The sequence below is a fragment of the Intestinimonas timonensis genome (assembly GCF_900626145.1).
Classification (GTDB): Bacteria; Bacillota; Clostridia; order Oscillospirales; family Oscillospiraceae; genus Intestinimonas; species Intestinimonas aquisgranensis.
The window spans coordinates 1,701,902-1,720,283 of sequence record NZ_LR130817.1 but is presented as its reverse complement, the minus strand read 5'-3'; the positions used below and the strand labels follow the sequence as shown (position 1 = coordinate 1,720,283).

Sequence of the window (18,382 nt, the reverse complement as noted above, 5' to 3'; positions counted from 1 at the left end):
CCGAATATGCTACCATGGTTGTTAAGAAACACAATGCCATATCAGGAAAGGCTCCGCCTTTCCGCACAAGGTCGTGTATTCCTGAGCCATGGGTGTCCGCTTGGAATATGTGACCCTTTTTTGTATCCTGACACCGTATAAGGAGGAGATGGCCACGGATTTTTCTGTGATCGACCATATTTTAGAGGATTACCGGTCCAAGGGTTACTTCCCCTCGGCGGTCTGTCAGGTCTTCCGCGGCACGGAGACCCTGTACCGGTGCACGGTGGGGGATGTGTCCCCTGAGACCTGGTTCGACCTGGCCTCGGTGAGCAAGCTCATCTGCACCACCATGGTCCTCTCCGTCATGGAGGAGGGCCGCCTGGCCCCAGAGGATCTCATCCTCTCCCACCTGCCGGAAAACGGACCCGGACCGGTGACCCGGCAGCGTCTGGCCACCGTGACGGTGGAACAGGTCATGACCCACACCTCCGGTATCGTCCCCTGGTATCCCTTCTATGCCGACGGCCGGGACTTCTACACCGTGCTGGAGCACGTCCTCTCCACCACCCCAGTGGAGACTGGTATGGCATACAGCGATCTGAACTTCATGCTTATGGGACAGGTCTTCTCCCACATCACCGGCCTCACCCTTCGGGAGGGACTGGAACAGTACATCAAAGGCCCTATGGGTATCACCGAGATGGCCTATGGCCCGGTGGCCCCGGAAACGTGTGCCCCCTCCTGCTACGGCAATCAGATCGAGCAGCGCATGTGCGCTGAGCGGGGCATCACCTTTGATGGCTGGCGTCCCAACGGCGTGCCGGTACGTGGGGAATGCAATGACGGCAACGCCTACTACTATTGGCACGGAGCCAGCGGCCACGCCGGTGTCTTCGCCTCCGCCGGCGCTCTGAGTCGGCTGGGACAGCACTTTCTTACCACCGAAGCGCCCATGTTCCGCCGGGCTATGGAGACCAACATCTGCGGCCGGGGCCTGGGCTTTGACAAAAGCGAAACCTTCCCCGACGGCTGCGGACACGCCGGCTTCACCGGCACCAGCCTGTGGGTGAGCCGGACACACGACCTGGGCGCCGTGATCCTCACCAACAAGTTCTATCGCCCGGAGGGTGAGCCCCCCGGAAACTCCAACGAGTTCCGCCGGGCTGTCCACTACGCCCTGCTGGGCCGCACTCCGCCCCCTGTGGTATGAGCAAGGGAATGTTGTCTCCCTTGTAAAATACGAAACAATTTGAGGAAAAGAGGTCATTACATGAAGAACATGAAGAAATGGCTGTCCCTGTCTCTTGCCGGCGCCATGCTCATGGGCGTTCTGGCCGGCTGCGGCGGCGGCACCAGCAGCACCCCCGCCCCCGCTGAAACCGGCACCACCGAGACCACCGGTGAGCCCGCCGCCGTGGAGCAGGTGCTCAAGTACGGCACCGATACCTGGCCCGCCGGCTTCGACCCCCACACCATCTCCGCCATCGCCGCCACCCGTGTGTTCAACCAGGTCTATGAGACCCTCATCGACTTCAACCCCGACATGACCTTCAAGGGTGTCCTGGCCGAGAGCTGGGAGATCCCCGATGACGTCACCTACATTTTCCACATCCGTCAGGGCGTCAAGTTCCACAATGGCCGTGAGATGACCGCTGAAGATGTGGTCTACTCCTTCCAGCGCGTCCTGGGCCAGACCGAGTACGGCGATATCGGCGCCCTGGGCTCCAGCTCCAGCTACTACGGCGGCATCGCCTCCATCGAGGCCAATGACGATTACACCGTCACCATCACCCTCTCCGAGCCCAACGCCGCCTTCATGGCCAACCTCACCTCCTCCTACGGCGCCATCGTCTGCAAGGAGGTCGTGGAGGCCAACGACGGCAGCCTCTCCGCCATCGACACCATGTGCGGCACCGGCCCCTTCATGTACAAGGAGTCCGTGGTGGACAACTACATCACTCTGGTGAAGAACCCCGACTACTGGGAAGAAGGCGCCCCCAAGCTGGACGGCATCACCTACTACCTGCTGGCCGATGAGAGCGCCCGTCTGGCCGCCCTGCGCACCGGCGACATCAACCTGTGCAGCCTGTCCGCCCTGAACCTCTCCGAGGTGGAGGGCGACGAGAGCATCAAGGTCCTCTCCTACCAGTCCAACAACTACACCTACCTGGGCTTCAACCTCTCCAACGAGGCCCTCCAGGATGTCCGGGTCCGTCAGGCCATGAGCATGGCCATCGACCGTCAGGCCATCATCGACTACGTCTACAACGGCGAGGCCACCGTGTCCACCTTTGTCGCTCCCGCCATGGGCCACTGGGTGTGGGACGCTCCCACCGAGTCCCCCCTCTACACTCAGGACATCGAGGGCGCCAAGGCCCTCATGGAGGAGGCCGGCTACAGCGACTCCAACCGTCTGACCATCAAGATGGCCGCCGGTCTGATGGACTCCATCCGTGACACCGCTGTGGTTCTCCAGCAGCAGCTCAAGGAGATCTACATCGATGTGGAGATCACCAACCTGGAGTCCGGTGAGTATGTGGATGTCTGGGGCAAGATGAACACCCCCGAGGCTGGTTACGACGCCATGTGCGGCCAGAACGGCTCCGGCACTGACCCCAACCGCGCTGTCAGCTTCTTCTTCTCCACCACCGGCGGCGCCAACGTGTGGGGCTACTCCAACGCCGAAGTGGATGAGCTGTGCGCCCAGGGCGTGGCCACCACCGACGAGGCCGAGCGTGAGAGCGCCTACATCGAGGCCCAGAAGATCATCATCGACGAGTCCCCCAACCTCTTCTTCGCCAGCCCCATGGAGTACTTCTTTGTGAGCAGCGGCGTGGAAGGCTTTGAGCCCTTTGCCGCCAACGCCAACAACTTCCGCACTACCTATATCGCTGAGTAAGACAAACGCCTGGATGGGGGCGGGGAGAACCCCGCCCCCACAGGTTCTTTTTCCGAGGACGTCTTGTCGTGAGCGCCGCGTCCCGGCGTCCGTACCAGAGGCGGCGTTCACGACGCCTCGCCCTTTTATCCTCTTCCATGTGGGAGCGTGATCCAATGAGAAATTATGTTATCCGGCGTCTCCTCCAGCTCATCCCGGTCCTCTTTGGCATCAGTGTGGCCATCTTCGCCGTGCTGCGCCTCATCCCGGGCGGCTTTGCCTCCGGTATGCTGGGCATCGACGCCACCCCTGAGCTCATCGCCCAGGTCAACGCCCGGTACGGTCTGGACCAGCCCGTGGTCACCCAATACCTCAACTGGATGGGCGGCGTCCTTCACGGAGATTTCGGCACCTCCTTCCGCTCCGGCGCCGAGATCCTGCCCGAGATCCTCACCCGCTTTCAAGTCACCGCTGAGTTGGCCATTCTGGCCGCCATCATCTCCTGGTGCATCGCCCTCCCCCTGGGCATATTGGCCGCTGTCAAGCGGAATACCCTGGCCGACCGGGTGGTCCGGGTGGTGGCTCTGTTGGGCGTGTCCGTCCCCGGCTTTGCCCTCTCCATCCTGGTGATCCTGGTCCTCTCTCTTTTCTTCGGCTACTACCCCCCGCTGGACTATGTGGGATTGCTGGAAGACCCAGTGAAAAACCTGGAAATCATGTTCCTTCCCGCTCTCATCCTGGGGTGCAGCATGTCGGGCTCGGTCATGCGTATGACCCGTTCCTCCGTGCTGGAGGTCCTGCGGCAGGATTTTATCAAGACCGTGCGGGCCAAGGGCGCCAGTGAGCGGGTGGCCATTTTCAAGCACGCCCTCCGCAACGCCCTCATCCCCATCGTCACCCTGGTGGGACTCCAGATCGGCTCCCTGCTGGGCGGCGCCGTGGTGGTGGAGCAGATCTTCTCCCTGCCCGGCCTGGGCCTTATGACCCTCACCGGCATCAACAACCGGGACTACCCTGTGGTCCAGGGCTGCGTCCTCTTCATCGCCTTTGTGTATGTGCTGGTCAATCTTGTGGTGGACCTGCTCTACGCCTACATCGATCCCCGGATCTCGTACGACTAAGGAGGGTCTTGAAAATGAAAAGTGTGATCAATACCCTCCGGGACCTGTGGAAGGACCCCATGGGAAAAATCGGCATCGTGGGCCTCTTTCTCCTCATCGCCGTGGCCCTCTTTGCTCCCCTCATCGCCCCCTATCCCTATGACCAGATCGGCATGAAGTTCCAGGCGCCCTCCGCCGAGCACCTCCTCGGCACCGACAAATTCGGCCGCGACATCCTCAGCCGGGTGATCTACGGCGCCCGGGTCTCCCTGGAGGTGGGCATCATCGCCGTGGGCATCGGCGCCGTCTGTGGTTACCTGCTGGGCCTGCTGGCCGGATACTTCGAGCGCTGGGTGGACCGGGTCATCATGTGCGTCATGGACATCCTCTTCGCTTTCCCCTCCATCCTGCTGGCCATCTTCATCTCCGCCGTGCTGGGCAAGGGCATCGGCCCCACCATGGTGGCCATCGGCATCGTCAACATCCCCGTCTTCTGCCGCACCGTCCGGGCCGCCGTCATCTCTGCCAAGGGCCTGGAGTATGTCCAGAACGCCAAGAGCGTGGGCGTCAAGACATGGCCCCTGCTGGTGCGCCACATCTCCCCCAACGTGGTGGCCCCCTTCACCGTCCAGGCCACCCTGGCACTCTCCGGCGCCATCCTCACTGAGGCCACCCTCAGCTTCCTGGGCATGGGCATCCAGCCCCCCGACCCCTCCTGGGGCTCCATGCTCTCTGAGGCCAGGGCCGACATGATCCGCGCCCCCTGGTCCGCCCTCTCCCCCCTGCTGTGCATCGTCATCACCATCCTGGTCTTCAACATCCTGGGCGACGCCCTCCGGGATGTGCTGGACCCCAAGCTGAAAGTGTAAGGAGGGCCGCACATGGAACATCTATTGGAAATGCGGAACCTCTCCATCGACCTTTACAAGGGGAAAAGGGTCCCCTCCGTCAAGCTGGTGGAGGGCATCGACCTGAACATCGGCAAGAAACAGAATTTCGGCGTGGTAGGCGAGTCCGGCTGCGGCAAGAGCATCACCTGCTCCACCATCATGGGCCTTCTGTCCTACCCACTCTCGGTGGGTAAGGGCAGCTCCATCCGTTTTCAGAAGGCGGATGGCACTGAGGTGGAGATCACCTCTCTGCCCAAGTCGGAGCTGCGCAAGCTCCGGGGCAAGGAGATCTCCACGATCTTCCAGGAGCCCATGACCGCCCTGGACCCCATGTACACCATCGGGGAACAGATCAATGAGACCCTCCGCTTCCATACCGATCTCAACAAGGCCCAGATGCGGGAGGTCGCCCTGGAAATGCTCCGCAAGGTGAAGATCCCCCGTCCGGAGCAGATTTTGGTGGACTACCCCCACCACCTCTCCGGCGGCATGCTCCAGCGTGTGATGATCGCCATCGCCCTCATCAACAACCCCCGGCTCCTCATCGCCGATGAGCCCACCACCGCCCTGGACGTCACCATCCAGGCCCAGATCTTGGACCTGATGAACGAGCTTCGTGAGAGCTACGACACCTCGGTCATCATGATCACTCACGACCTGGGCGTCATCGCCGAGACCTGTGAGGAGGTGGCCGTCTTTTATGCTGGCCAGGTGGTGGAGCAGGCCAGCGTGGACGCCATCTTCCATGAGACCGCCCACCCCTACACCACCGGCTTGCTGCGCTCCGTCACCTCCCTGGGCGGCGAGCGCAAGGAGCTTTACACCATCCGGGGCGCCGTGCCCACGGCGGGCAACTTCGGCACCGGCTGCCGGTTCGCCGACCGCTGTGACCACTGCATGGGCATCTGCAAGGAGAAGCCCCCCGCCCTCACCGAGGTGGCCCCCGGACATCTGTGCCGCTGCTGGCTCCACGCCGGTGAAGCGGAGAAGGAGGCGGCGGTATGAGCGAATCCTCTGTGCTGCTGGACGTGCAGCACCTCAAGACCTATTTTCCCATCAAGGGCGGCGTCGTCCGCAAGACAGTGGGCTATGTCCACGCGGTGGAGGACGTGTCCTTCCAGATCCACGAACAGGAGACCTTCGGCCTGGTGGGTGAGTCCGGCTGCGGCAAGTCCACCACCGGACGGAGCATCCTGCGGCTCATCGAGCCCACCGGCGGCGCCATCACCTTTGACGGCGTGGACCTCCACAACCTGGACAAGGAGTCCCTGCGCCAAAAGCGAAGGGACATGCAGCTGGTCTTCCAGGACCCCTACTCCTCGCTTAACCCCCGGATGACGGTGCGCCGCCTGCTGGAGGAGCCCCTGCGCACCCACTTCTCCCTCTCTCAGAAGGAGCTGGACGAGCAGGTGCTGTGGATCTCCGGAGCGGTGGGTCTCGCCCCCGAGCAGCTGGAGCGCTACCCCCACCAGTTCTCCGGCGGCCAGCGTCAGCGCATCTCCATCGCCCGGGCCCTCATCACAAAGCCCCGCTTCGTGGTGGCCGATGAGCCGGTATCCGCCCTGGACGTGTCCATCCAGGCTCAGATCCTCAACCTGCTCATGGAGCTCCAGCAGGAGCTGAAGCTCTCCTACCTCTTCATCAGCCACGACCTCAACGTGGTCCGCCACATCAGCAACCGGGTGGGCATCATGTACCTGGGCCGGATGGTGGAACAGGGGGAGACCGAGGAGGTCTACCGCAACCCCACCCATCCCTACACCCAGGCCCTCCTCTCCGCCATTCCCAAGCGGGACCCGTCGGAGGACAAGGTGCGCATCCACCTGGATGGCGACGTGCCCAACCCCGCCGATCCCCCCAAGGGCTGCCCCTTCCACGACCGCTGCCCCAAGTGCATGGAGGTCTGCAAGAGCGAGCTGCCCGTCACCCGGGAGATCTCGCCGGGCCACTTCGTGTCCTGCCACCTGTTGGACAAATGAACATAAAAAACCGCGGAGCCGATGGCTCCGCGGTTTTTTGTCTCTATTCTGTTATTCCGCCGCCTCCAGCAGCTGACGGGTATAGGGGTGCTGGGGGTGGGCAAAGAGCTCGTCCACCGTGTTCTCCTCCACGATGTGTCCCTTCTTCATCACGATGACCCGGCTGCAGATCTGATAGATCACATTGAGGTCGTGGCTGATAAAGAGATAGCTCAGGTCATACTCTTTCTTGAGGTCCACCAGCAGCTGGAGGATCTGGGCCTGGATGGTGACATCCAGAGCGCTCACCGGCTCGTCGGCCAGGATAAGCTTTGGGTGGGTGATGACGGCGCTGGCGATGGAGATGCGCTGCCGCTGGCCGCCGGAGAGCTCCCAGGGCCTGCGCTGGGCGAATTCCGGGCCCAGGCCGATCTTCACCAGCATCTCCTCCACCGCCGCCCTGCGCTGCTCAGCGGTCATGCCGCCGGCCACCCGAAGGGGCTCCTCCAAGATCCAGCCCACGGTGTGGGCCGGATTGAGGCTGCTGAAGGGGTCCTGGAAGACCATCTGGGGCCGCTTGGAGTGGTGGATGATCTCTCCGTCATAGTCCCCGCCGTAGTCGTCCAGCATGCCCAGGATGGTCCGGGACAGGGTGGTCTTGCCGCAGCCCGACTCCCCCACCAGGCCCAGGATCTCCCCGTGGTCAATATGGAAGGTCACATCATGGAGGACCTGCTTCCGGGCGGTCTTGCGCCCAAAAATGGAGCGCCCCATGCTGTAATAGCTGTTGAGGTTGCGAACCTCCAGCACCGGTCCGGTTTCCATGCTGTGAACCTCCCTTCCTTGATCTTTTAAGTCAGCTTCCGGTCCCGGGTGGGGATGGCGGAAATGAGCCGCTTGGTATAGTCCATTTTGGGGGCACGGAAGATGTCCTCCACCCGGCCCTCCTCCACCAGATGTCCCCCCTGCATAACGATGACCCGCTCACACAGCTTGCGGACCACATGGAGGTCGTGGCTGATGAAGAGGATGGCCATGCCCTGCTCTTGGTTGAGCTTGCGCAGCAGGGCAAGGATCTGCGCCTGGATGGTGACATCCAGGGCGGTGGTAGGCTCGTCTGCCAGCAGCAGCTTGGGCCGGGAGATGATGGCGGCGGCGATCATCACCCGCTGGAGCATGCCGCCGGAGAGCTCGTGGGGATACTTGGTATAGAGCTCCGCCGGGTCGGGGAGCTCTGCCTGGGCCATGGCCTCCAGGGCCCGTTCCTTTCGTTCCTGGGGGCTGAGCTTGGTGTGGAGGAGCAGGCTCTCCTCCACCTGGGGGCCGATGCGCATGAGGGGGTCCAGGCTGGTCATGGGCTCCTGAAAGACCACCGACAGATCGTTTCCCTGGATCTGGCGCAGTTCGGCCTCACCGCACTGGAGGAGCTCCTTTCCGGCCAGGGAGATGCTCCCCCGCACCTCCACCAGCCGCCGGGACAGCAGGCCGCTGATGCTCATGGCGGTGACGGTCTTGCCGCTGCCCGACTCTCCCACCAGGCCCAGGATCTCCCCCTCGTCCATGGAGAAGGAGACGCCGTCCACGGCACAGCGGCCCTCCCGGGCGCGGAGGAAACGGACGTGCAGATCATTGACACACAAAAGCTTTCCCATGGTCACACCTCCCTGCCCTGCTGGGCCCGGCGCTGGAGCCCCTCACTGAGGAGGCTGAAGCCCAGAATCAGGAGGGCGATGGTGCCGCCCACGCTGAGGGCATACCAGGGAGCGCTGTTCAGGTAGGTCTGGCTGTCGCTGAGCATGGAGCCCAGGCTGGCGTAAGGGGGCTGGATACCGATGCCCAGAAAGCTCATGCTGGCCTCGCTGAGGATGGCGTTGTTGAAGCCGATGGTGATGGCGCTCAGCAGCACCGGCATGGTGTTGGGCAGGATGTGGGAGAACAGGATGCGCACATTTCCCACCCCCATGAGCCGGGCGGAGCGGATGTAGTTGAGGTCCCGGCACCGGGCGAACTCGCCCCGGACGATACGGGCAAAGCTGGGGATAAAGAGGATGCCCAGGGCAAAGATCACGTTGTAGGTACCCTGGCCAATGATGCTCACTACCACCAGGGCCAGCAGGATGCTGGGGAAGGCGGTGATGGAGTCGCACACCCGGGTGAGGATCACATCGGCAGGGCCGCCGTAGTAGCCGCACAGGCTGCCAATGAGGATACCAAAGACGCACCCGATGGCCACCACACACACGGCGATGAGGAAGGAGGTGCCGGCGCCGCTGAGGACCCGACTGAAAATGTCCCGGCCGAAGTTGTCGGTGCCCAGCAGGTGGAGCAGGGATGGCGCCTGGTTCTTGGCGGAGGCGTCCATGGCGGTGGGGCCATAGGGTGTCCACACGTAGCCCATGAGGATGAGGGCCACCATCACGCCGCTGATGGCGCCGCCGATATAGAGTAAGGGATTCCCTTTTGCTTTCATAATCAAAATGACCTCCTCAGCGCAGTCTGAGCCGGGGGTCTACCAGCTGGTAGAGAAGGTCGGCCACAAAGTTCACGATGACGATCCAGGCGGCCATGATGACCACGATGGCCTGGACCACAGGAAAGTCCCGGTTGGAAATGCTGGCGAGGAGGAGCCGACCCACCCCGGGAATGGTGAAGACCTGCTCGATGATGATGGTACCAGTCATGATCTCGGCGGCGGAGACCGCCAGGAAGGTGATGACCGGAATGAGGGCGTTTTTGAGCACATGGCGGCGGAGAATACCGCCCCGGTCGCCGCCCCGGCTGCGTGCGGTACGGACGTAGTCCTTGCCCGACTCCTGGAGGATGGCACTGCGGAGCATTTTCACCGTCATGGCGATGCGGGGGATGGCAATGGAGAGGGCGGGCAGGATCAGATAGCTGAGAAAGGCCCCCCAGTCCTGGGTATAGGAGACAAAATCACCGGGGGTAAAGATCTTCAGGATGATCCCGAAGAAAAAGCAGGAGAGGATGCCGATGAAGAAGGCGGGCACGCTCATGACCACCTGGTCCAGAGCGGTGATCACCCAGTCCAGCCAGCCGCTGCGGACGCTGCCGGCCAAGATGCCCAACGGGATAGAGAGAACGATGGTGATGACAAAGGAGAGGATGGTGAGGCAGAAGGTGATGACCAGCTTCTCACCCAGCATCTCAGATACCGGCATATGGTAGCTGTAGCTCTCCCCCATGTCACCCTGCACAAAGCTGGTGAGCCAGTCCAGATAGCGCACCGGGATGGGGCGGTCCAGGCCCAGCTCGGCCCGGAGCTCCGCCTTGGCCTCCTCGGTGGCCTCGGTGCCCAGGAGCTTGGTGGTAGGGTCGCCGGGGATGATCTGGAAAGCAAGGAAGGCGAGGAGCGAAACGATGAACAATGTAATAATGAGAGTGAGGAATTTTTTCGCTACATATTTCATCTCCCCGCCTCCTTTCTTTCAAATTTGGGACCCGACCGGAACTCAGGCGGCCGGGTCGAAGTACAGCTTGGACATGTCGATCACATAGAGGGGATAGAACTCATATCCCTTCAGGTCAGGATGCATGGCCACAAAGTCGGCCAGGTCCTGGAGATAGACATTGGCCGCGGTGTCGCTGAGGATCTGCAGGCACTCCTTGTAATAGGCGGTCTGCTCCTCGTCATCCACGGTGGACTGGGCGGCGGCGTAAGCGGCATCATAATCAGGGTTATTATAGTTGATCATGTTCTTGTCGTTGTCGCTCACCCACCGGGCCAGCATGCCGCTGGCGTTGAGGGTGCTGGAGTCAAAGCCCACCACAGTGGACTGGAAGTTCCGCCCGCCGTAGACATCGTTGACCCAGGTGTTCCAATCCACCAGCTGGATCTCCGCGTTCACACCCACAGCGGCCAGCTGCTCCACCAGCACCGTGGCGGTGTCCACGTGGGGCTGGTAGTTGCTGGGCACGGTGATGGTGAAGGAGAAGCTGTCGGGATAGCCCGCCTCCGCCAGCAGCTCCTTGGCCTTCTCAGGATCATAGGGATAGGCGTCGGCCAGGCTGGCGTCAAAGTACTTGGTGAAGGCGGGATACATGGAGGAACCCACCTTGGTGCCGTGGCCCTCGGCGGTGAGGTCCATCATGGCGTCCACATCCACCGCGTAGCACAGGGCCTGGCGCACCTTCTCATTGTTGAAGGGCTCCACGGCATTGTTGAGGTAGAGGGCCTGCACCAGGTTCATGGTCCCCTCCAGCACCTGGTAGCCGTTGCTCAGGTTGTTCACCTGGTCAATGGTCAGGTGAGCCACCAGATCCAGAGCGCCGGAATCCAGGGCGGTGAAGAGGGCGGTGTTATCCTCGTAGATCTTGTAGGTCACCTTGTCCAGGTGGGCGGGCTCCCCATAGTATTCGTCGTGCTTCTCCAGGATGATGTTCTCCTGGACACTGCGGGAGACGAACTTGAAGGGGCCGGTGCCCACAGGCTGGGTGGCCTGCTCGGTGTAGCCGGCGGGCACAATGTACACGCTGGCCACATAGCTGAGGAAATCGCTGTTCGGGGCACTCAGGACCATGGTGATCTGATTGCCGTCGGCCGTCATGCTCGTGACAGCAGAAAGCGCCTCTACCACGGCGGAAGTCACCGAGGTAGCGGCGCAGGTTTCAAAGGAATAGAGCACGTCGTCGGGGGTACACACAGCGCCGTTGTGGAAGACCACGTTGTCACGCAGGGTGAACACGTAAGTCAAACCATCCTCCGACACGGACACGTCGGAGGCAACAGCGTTGACATAGTTCCCGCTGGAGTCGGGCTTTACCAGCCCTTCGAAGACGTTGAACATGACCTCTCTAGTTCCTGCGGCCGTCATCTGATACGGGTCAAGACTATCATCCAGGTCCTGGGCGATTCCCACGTTGAGTTCATTGGCGTGGGGCGCCCCGGAAGAAGGCGTAGTTTCGTCGCTGGGGGCGGGAGTCTGAGACGTTGCTCCTCCGCATGCGCTGAGTGAACACGCCAGAGCGGCCACCGCCAGGAAAACTGCAAGAATCCGTTTTTTCATTGCCGATTCTCCTTCCACTGTCCCGGGGGACAGCGTTACAACAAAATAACTTCTTCTCCCATTATTAAATTGTCGCGCTCTATTGTAGTGCATCCCAGGAAAAAATACAAGCACTCAGGCGATATTTTCTGTGGCTTTGTCCTACTTTTTCCCTTTTCAAAAACTACATATGTCTTTTATCTTGACATGTGTAGTTTATTGGCGTATGATAATCCACACAATGCGCCGGGCCGCAAAATCCCCGGCGGCAGCCATTGGAGGTATGTCACATGACCCACGCAGAAGATGAGTCCCTGGACCTGCGGCAGCGCAGGACCCGGCAGTCCCTGGTACGGGCGCTGGAGGAACTGCTGGCGGAGCGGCCCTTCCAGTCCCTCTCCGTCACCGACATCTGCCAGCGGGCCATGGTACACCGCACCACCTTCTACGCCCACTTCAACGACAAGCAGGAGCTGCTGCGCTATCTGCTGCTGGGGGTGGAGCGGCGATGCGTGGAGACCTGTCTGCCCAAAGACTGGTCCGGGGAGGCCCGGGATTACTTCCTCACCGCCGCCCGGAACGTGCTGGACTTCTTCCAGTCCAGGCGGTCACTCTACCGCGCCTGCCTGCGCAGCGGCGCCGACATCGATGCCCATGTGCTGGAGGATCAGGCCGCGGAGGATCTGGCCCAGCTCCTCTCCCAGCCCAGATTCCACACTTCCTTCCCCGACTTCGACCCCCGCATCACCGCCCGGTTCTACACCGGCGCCATGCTGTCCCTCCTGCGTTGGTGGCTGGACAGCGAAGATCCCGTCCCCGTGGAGCGCCTCATCGCCCACCTTGAGCACTTCCTTCCCGCACTCTGACCAGGAGGACCCTATATGGATCAGGAAAAGCACACCGAAACCTTCATGACCAAGCTCGCCCGCTTCATCGTCGACAAGCGGAAGGCCTTCTACCTTGTCTTTCTGGCGGCCTTTCTCTTCTGCGCCGCCTCCATCAATAAGGTAGAGATCAACAACGACATCACCTCTTACCTCCCGCCGGAGACCGAGACCCGGCGGGGCCTCACCCTCATGGATGAGGAGTTCGTCACCCTGGGTTCCGCCGAGGTCATGGTCTCCAACATCCCGCTGGACACGGCCTGGGACCTCTCCCACAAGCTGGAGATCCTGCCCGGCGTCTCCGGCGTTACCTTCGACGAGACCGACGACCACTACCACGATTCCGCCGCTCTCTTCTCCGTCACCTTCGACGTCCCCGAGGACGACCCCGAGGCCGTCACCGCCCTCCAGGCCGTCCAGGACGCCTTGGAGGGCTACGACGTCTATGTCTCCACCCAGGTGGGCCGGGACGAGTCGGCCAGCCTCCAGAAGGAGATGACGGTCATTCTGGCCATCGCCGCCGCCGTCATCGTGGTGGTCCTTCTCTTCACCTCCAAGAGCTACATGGAGGTGCCCGTCTATCTCATCGTCTTCGCCGCGGCGGCAGTGCTCAACATGGGCACTAACTTCATCTTCGGCACCATCTCCTTCATCACCAACTCCATCGCCGTGGTGCTCCAGCTGGCGCTGGCCATTGATTACGCCATCATCTTCTGTCATCGGTACATGGAGGAGCGTGACAACGGTCTGGACCCCCGTGAGGCCGACATCGCCGCGTTGAGCAAGGCCATTGTGGAGATCTCCTCCTCCAGCCTCACCACCATTTCGGGCCTGGTGGCCCTTATGCTCATGCAGCTGCGCATTGGCTTCGACATGGGCATCGTCCTGGCCAAGGGCATCGTGTGCTCCATGCTGTGCGTCTTCCTGCTCATGCCGGGGCTCCTCATGCTCTTCAGCCGGCCCATTGAGCGGACCCGCCACAAGAACCTGGTGCCCAACATCGACTTCTGGGGCCGGGGTGTGGTCAAGCTGCGGTACATCCTCCCCCCCATCTTCCTGGTGGTGCTGGCGGCAGGTGCCATCCTCTCCAGCAAGTGCGAATACGTCTTTGACACCAACGACGCCGACTTTGACAACAAGCCCGACTGGCGCATCGCCGACGAGAAGGTCACCGATACCTTTGGTAAGAAGAACACCATCGCTGTTTTGGTGCCCCGGGGGGATTACGAGAAGGAAAAAATCGTCTTACAGCAGGTGGAGGCTTTGGGACCGGTCACCTCGGCCACCGGTCTTGCCAACATCGAGGTGGAGGACGGACGGTTCCTCACCGACGCCCTCACCCCCCGTCAGTTCTCGGAGCTGGCCGGGGTGGATATCGAGCTCTGCCGCCTCCTCTACCAGGCCTACGGTCTGAGTGTGGAGGAGTACGGCGCCATCTTCCAGGACCCCGACAACTACGCTGTCCCCCTCATCGACGTCTTTGAGTTCCTGCTGGAGCAGAAGGACAAGGGTGTGGTGAACCTAACCGGTGAGCAGGAGGAGAAGGTGGAGGACCTACGGGAGGAGCTGGACCTAGGTCTGGAGCAGCTCCGGGGCGAAAACTGGTCCCGTCTGGTCTTCGTGGCCGACGTCCCCACGGAAGGAGACGAGACCTACGCCCTTCTGGATCAGATCCGCGCCATTGCCCAGGCACAGTACGGCGATGATGTCATCCTGGTGGGCAACTCCACCAACGCCTTCGATCTGGCCAGCTCCTTCTCCGGGGACAACATGAAGATCAGCATCCTCACCGCCCTCTTCGTCATGGTCATCCTTCTCTTTACCTTCAAGTCCGCCGGTCTCCCCATCCTGCTGGTGCTCACCATCCAGGGCTCCATCTGGATCAACTTCTCCATCCCCGTGCTCACCGACACCAACCTCTTCTTCCTGAGCTATCTGGTGGTGAGCTCCATTCAGATGGGTGCCACCATTGACTACGCCATCGTCATCACCAACCGATACATGGAACTCAAGGGCATCATGGACCGGAAAGAGGCCGCCATAGCCGCCCTGAGCCAGAGCTTCCCCACCGTGCTCACCTCGGGCACCATTATGGCCGTGGCCGGCTTCCTCATCGGCGGCATCTCCACCGACGCCACCATCGGCTCCGTGGGCCAGGCCCTGGGCCGGGGCACCGTCACCTCCATTTTCCTGGTGATGACCGTGCTTCCCCAGATGCTCCTGCTGGGCGACACACTCATCGAGCGTACCGCCATCACCCTCAACCGGGACCGGAAGCAGCGCTTCAATCAGGGCACCATGCGCCTGGACGGCCACGTCCGGGGCCATGTGGCCGGTTTCGTGGACGGCGAGTTCAAGGGTGTCATCCACGGCAGCGTGGACGCCCTCATCGAAAGCAAATACCAGGAGCTCGACCGCTCCCAGGAGGACAACGAAATATGAGACAGTTCAGACGATTTGCCGCCCTGCTGCTGGCGGGGCTCCTCCTATCCGGCCAGGTCCTCCCCGCTCTGGCTGCCGCCCCCGACCTGGTCATCGACAGCCGGGAGGACTTTCTCGCCTTCGCCGAGAACTGCACCAGCGATACCTGGTCCCAGGGCCTCACCGTATCCCTCACCGCCGACATTGACCTGAGCGGCAGCGGCTTCACCTCCATTCCCATCTTCCAGGGCACCTTCCACGGCAACGGGCACACCATCCAGGGCTTCTCCCTCACCGGGAAGGGCTCCCGGATCGGGCTCTTCCGCACCCTCACCGAGACCGCCGTTGTTGACAATCTCACGGTGGAGGGGGCCGTGGCCCCCGGCGGCACCGCAGAACAGGTGGGGCTCCTGGTGGGCGAAAACTATGGCACCATCCAAAATTGTACCGCCAAGGGCGCCGCCACCGGCGTCCAGGACGTGGGCGGCATCGCCGGCCTCAACGGTGAGAGCGGCACCATTGAGGGGTGCTCCAGCACCGCCACCATCGCCGGCACCACCAATGCCGCCGGCATCACCGGTCAGAATCTGGGCGCCATCCGCAGCTGTACCAACAGCGGCGAGGTCGATACCGCCGCCGATCAGGAACCGCCCACCAGCGTAGGCGGCATCGCCGGCCTCTCCCGCGGGACCATCCAGGGCTGCCGCAACTCCGGCCCTGTGGGCTATGCCCACCTGGGCTACAATATGGGCGGCATCGTAGGACTCCAGTCCGGCAGCGTGCTGGACTGCGTCAACACCGGTGCTATCAAGGGCCGCAAAGATGTGGGCGGCATCGTGGGCCAATTTGAGCCCAACACCCAGCTCACCTATGGCCCCTCCCCCATGGACCAGCTCAACGACGCTCTGTCGGTACTTTTTGACCAGATGTCCGTCTTTGTGGACCAGGTCAACGATATCACCGCCCGCGGGGTGGCTGACGCCCAGGTCATCGAAGACGCCATGGGCCAGATCCAGGACCGCACTCACGACGCCGGCACCGAGGGACATCAGGATTTTCAGGCCATGTCCGACCAGCTCTACGGCTATACCCAGGACATCAGCGACGCCCTGGACCGCCTCCACCAGAACACCGATGCCTTCCAGTCCATCGCCGATGACGACCTAGACGCCCTTTTAAAAGAGACGGACAACTTCCGTACCGCCCTGGACGACATGCTCTCCAGTGCAGACAGCGGACTTTCCCAGGCCATCGAAGCCCTGGACGACACCGCCAATGACATCCACCGTCAAGGCATAACCATCCAAAATGCCCTTGCGCAGATGAACCAGGAGATGCAAGATCTCCACGCTTACCTCGAGGAGGTGGCTCAGCTGGTGGCATCGGGGGATTATATCGGGGCTTTGGAGTTGCCCTTCCCCTCCCTGGACCCTCGGGGCCACCTGACCGATATCGGGGATGCCACCGCCGCCATTTTCCGACTGGCCAATGATCTCACCGGCCAGTGGAAGGACATCAGCGACGAGACCTCCTCGGACCTGGACAAGGCCAAAACCCGGGCAGACAAGGCCGCTGACGCCCTCTATGACGCTGCCGACCACCTGCTCGGCGCCGCCGACCGGTTCTCCAGCCAGGTCTCCTCCGATGTGGATGCGGTGGACACCACCGGCGATCTGATCCGGGACCTGCTCAAGGACTACACCGATACGCTGGGTGACAAGGCCCAGTCCGCCGCCGATGACATCGACGCCCAGCTCACCATCATCCGGGACCAGGTGGACCAGATGACCCAGGCCGCCGGCACCGACAACGACGCTCTTCACACCACCGCCGACCAGATCATCGGCTCTCTCGACCAGGTGCGCCAGGCCATCTACGACCTGGGCCAGAAGCCGGAACTCACCATCTCCGACCTGGCCGAGGAGGTCACCGAAGGCCCCGGCCTGGTTCGGGGGTGCACCGTCTCCGCCGCAGTGGAGGGTGACTCCAACACCGGCGGCATCGTGGGCACCGTGTCCACCGAGCTGGGCTCTGACCCGGAGGAGACCTTCAGTCTGGAGGACATGGAGCTTCTCACCGACGTCTATGCCACCCTCCGGGCGGTGATCCGGGACTGCCGCTTTGACGGTTCCGTCACCGTGATGAACGACTGCGCCGGCGGCATCGCCGGGCGGTGTGAGGCGGGGGCCATTTTGGACTGCGCCGCCCGGGGCACTGTGGAGACCGGTACCGACTACTGCGGCGGCATCGCCGGACGGACGCAGGGCGCTGTGACCCGGTGCGCCGCCCTGGTGGACCTCACCGGCGACAGCTGGCTGGGCGGTATTACCGGCCTGGGTGGCGACCTCACCGACTGTCGGGCCATGGTACGCTGTGACAGCGACGGCGAGGCCCTGGGCGCCATTACCGGCGAGCGCGACGGAGACCTCAGCGGCAACCGCTACCTGCGGGAGGACCTGCCCGGCCTGGATGGGGTAGACGTGGCCGGAGAGGCACAGGGCCTGGATTTTGACGCCTTTTCCCATCTGGACTACATCCCCGCTGACTTTCTTACCTTCTCCTACCGTTTCGTGGTAGACGGCAAGACCGTAGCCGAGCTCCCCTTCTCCTACGGTGACGATCTGGACCTCTCTCTGGTGCCTCAGGCACCGGAGAAGGACGGCCAGTTCGGCGTCTGGCCCGACTATCCCACCCAGGACCTGCGTCGGTCCATGGTGCTGGAGGCCTCCTTCTCCGCCCCCGTCACCACCCTGGCCTCCGGGGAGTCCATCCCCGTCCTGCTGGTCCAGGGCACCTTCTCCCCCGACGCCGCTTTGACCGTGGAGACGATGGACCTGCCGGACAACGGACCCTCCGGCTATACCCCGGCAGCCGCTTACTCCTATACCGTCACCGGCTGTGAGAGCGACACCGTCACCCTGCGGCTCCGGGCCCAGGATGTGGACCGCCCCGCCGCCGCAGTGCTGGTGGATGGCGTCTGGCGCCTGGCGGAGGCCGAGACCGACGGCAGCTATCTGGTGTTGGAAGGACCGGCAGAGGGCCAGGTGCTGCTGCTGGACCACACCTCCCCCGGAGCCCAGGGCTGGATCCTGGCCATCTGCGTGGGCGCCGCTGCCCTCCTCCTTCTGCTGCTGTTGGGCTTCCACTGGCGCAGGCGAACAAAAAAAGAGGCAGTCCCCCAGGGCTGATATCCGGGGACTGCACTCACAACCTGATTCATCATCAAAACTGCCCCGGCGTCTCAGGACGCCGGGGCAGTTTCTTTT

Annotated in this window: 14 protein-coding genes; 9 read left to right on the top strand and 5 right to left on the bottom strand. The window is 62.5% G+C overall.

Annotation, left to right across the window (positions count from 1 at the left end; all coding sequences use genetic code 11):
• Window positions 1-148: 148 nt before the first annotated feature.
• The 6 genes from E0E29_RS15220 (at window position 149) to E0E29_RS15195 (ending at window position 6,829) form a co-directional block, all read left to right on the top strand.
• Window positions 149-1,192, top strand: a complete 1,044-nt coding sequence (locus E0E29_RS15220; RefSeq protein ID WP_165449926.1) for a serine hydrolase domain-containing protein — start codon at window positions 149-151, stop codon at window positions 1,190-1,192.
• 60 nt (window positions 1,193-1,252) lie between these two features.
• Window positions 1,253-2,881: an ABC transporter substrate-binding protein gene (locus E0E29_RS15215; RefSeq protein ID WP_130850563.1), complete on the top strand. Its 1,629-nt coding sequence runs from the start codon at window positions 1,253-1,255 to the stop codon at window positions 2,879-2,881.
• Window positions 2,882-3,036: 155 nt separating this feature from the next.
• Complete coding sequence (locus tag E0E29_RS15210; protein ID WP_130850562.1) at window positions 3,037-3,981, top strand: ABC transporter permease; 945 nt, start codon at window positions 3,037-3,039, stop codon at window positions 3,979-3,981.
• A gap of 14 nt (window positions 3,982-3,995) precedes the next feature.
• Window positions 3,996-4,829: an ABC transporter permease gene (locus E0E29_RS15205; RefSeq protein ID WP_207303615.1), complete on the top strand. Its 834-nt coding sequence runs from the start codon at window positions 3,996-3,998 to the stop codon at window positions 4,827-4,829.
• A 12-nt stretch (window positions 4,830-4,841) separates the two neighbouring features.
• Window positions 4,842-5,855: an ABC transporter ATP-binding protein gene (locus E0E29_RS15200; RefSeq protein WP_130850561.1), complete on the top strand. Its 1,014-nt coding sequence runs from the start codon at window positions 4,842-4,844 to the stop codon at window positions 5,853-5,855.
• A complete protein-coding gene (locus tag E0E29_RS15195) occupies window positions 5,852-6,829 on the top strand; it encodes an ABC transporter ATP-binding protein (protein WP_130850560.1) in 978 nt (325 codons plus the stop codon). The genes E0E29_RS15200 and E0E29_RS15195 overlap by 4 nt, the downstream gene beginning before the upstream one ends.
• Window positions 6,830-6,880: 51 nt before the next feature.
• Here E0E29_RS15195 and E0E29_RS15190 read toward each other — a convergent pair whose 3' ends face one another.
• From E0E29_RS15190 to E0E29_RS15170, 5 genes are read right to left on the bottom strand one after another with little or no spacing between them, the layout of a single operon-like run.
• Entirely contained in the window at window positions 6,881-7,633 is a 753-nt protein-coding gene (locus tag E0E29_RS15190; protein ID WP_130850559.1) for an ATP-binding cassette domain-containing protein, read from the bottom strand.
• A gap of 26 nt (window positions 7,634-7,659) precedes the next feature.
• Window positions 7,660-8,460, bottom strand: coding sequence for an ATP-binding cassette domain-containing protein (locus E0E29_RS15185; RefSeq protein ID WP_130850558.1), 801 nt, complete (start codon window positions 8,458-8,460; stop codon window positions 7,660-7,662).
• 2 nt (window positions 8,461-8,462) lie between these two features.
• Complete coding sequence (locus tag E0E29_RS15180) at window positions 8,463-9,278, bottom strand: ABC transporter permease (RefSeq protein WP_130850557.1); 816 nt, start codon at window positions 9,276-9,278, stop codon at window positions 8,463-8,465.
• Window positions 9,279-9,294: 16 nt separating this feature from the next.
• On the bottom strand, window positions 9,295-10,236 hold the full coding sequence (locus tag E0E29_RS15175; protein WP_130850556.1) for an ABC transporter permease: 942 nt from the start codon (window positions 10,234-10,236) through the stop codon (window positions 9,295-9,297).
• A 42-nt stretch (window positions 10,237-10,278) separates the two neighbouring features.
• Window positions 10,279-11,832 carry an ABC transporter substrate-binding protein gene (locus tag E0E29_RS15170; RefSeq protein ID WP_130850555.1) on the bottom strand — a complete coding sequence of 518 codons (1,554 nt, stop codon included), beginning with the start codon at window positions 11,830-11,832 and terminating at the stop codon, window positions 10,279-10,281.
• A 269-nt stretch (window positions 11,833-12,101) separates the two neighbouring features.
• On the opposite strand from E0E29_RS15170, the gene E0E29_RS15165 reads away from it, so the two are divergent.
• The 3 genes from E0E29_RS15165 to E0E29_RS15155 are packed head-to-tail and all read left to right on the top strand — an operon-like array spanning window position 12,102 to window position 18,304.
• The gene (locus tag E0E29_RS15165) at window positions 12,102-12,677 is read left to right on the top strand and encodes a TetR/AcrR family transcriptional regulator (RefSeq protein ID WP_130850554.1); all 576 of its coding nucleotides are present in this window, start codon (window positions 12,102-12,104) and stop codon (window positions 12,675-12,677) included.
• A gap of 15 nt (window positions 12,678-12,692) precedes the next feature.
• Window positions 12,693-15,137, top strand: coding sequence for an efflux RND transporter permease subunit (locus E0E29_RS15160; protein ID WP_130850553.1), 2,445 nt, complete (start codon window positions 12,693-12,695; stop codon window positions 15,135-15,137).
• A complete protein-coding gene (locus E0E29_RS15155) occupies window positions 15,134-18,304 on the top strand; it encodes a GLUG motif-containing protein (protein WP_130850552.1) in 3,171 nt (1,056 codons plus the stop codon). The genes E0E29_RS15160 and E0E29_RS15155 overlap by 4 nt, the downstream gene beginning before the upstream one ends.
• Window positions 18,305-18,382: the final 78 nt, after the last annotated feature.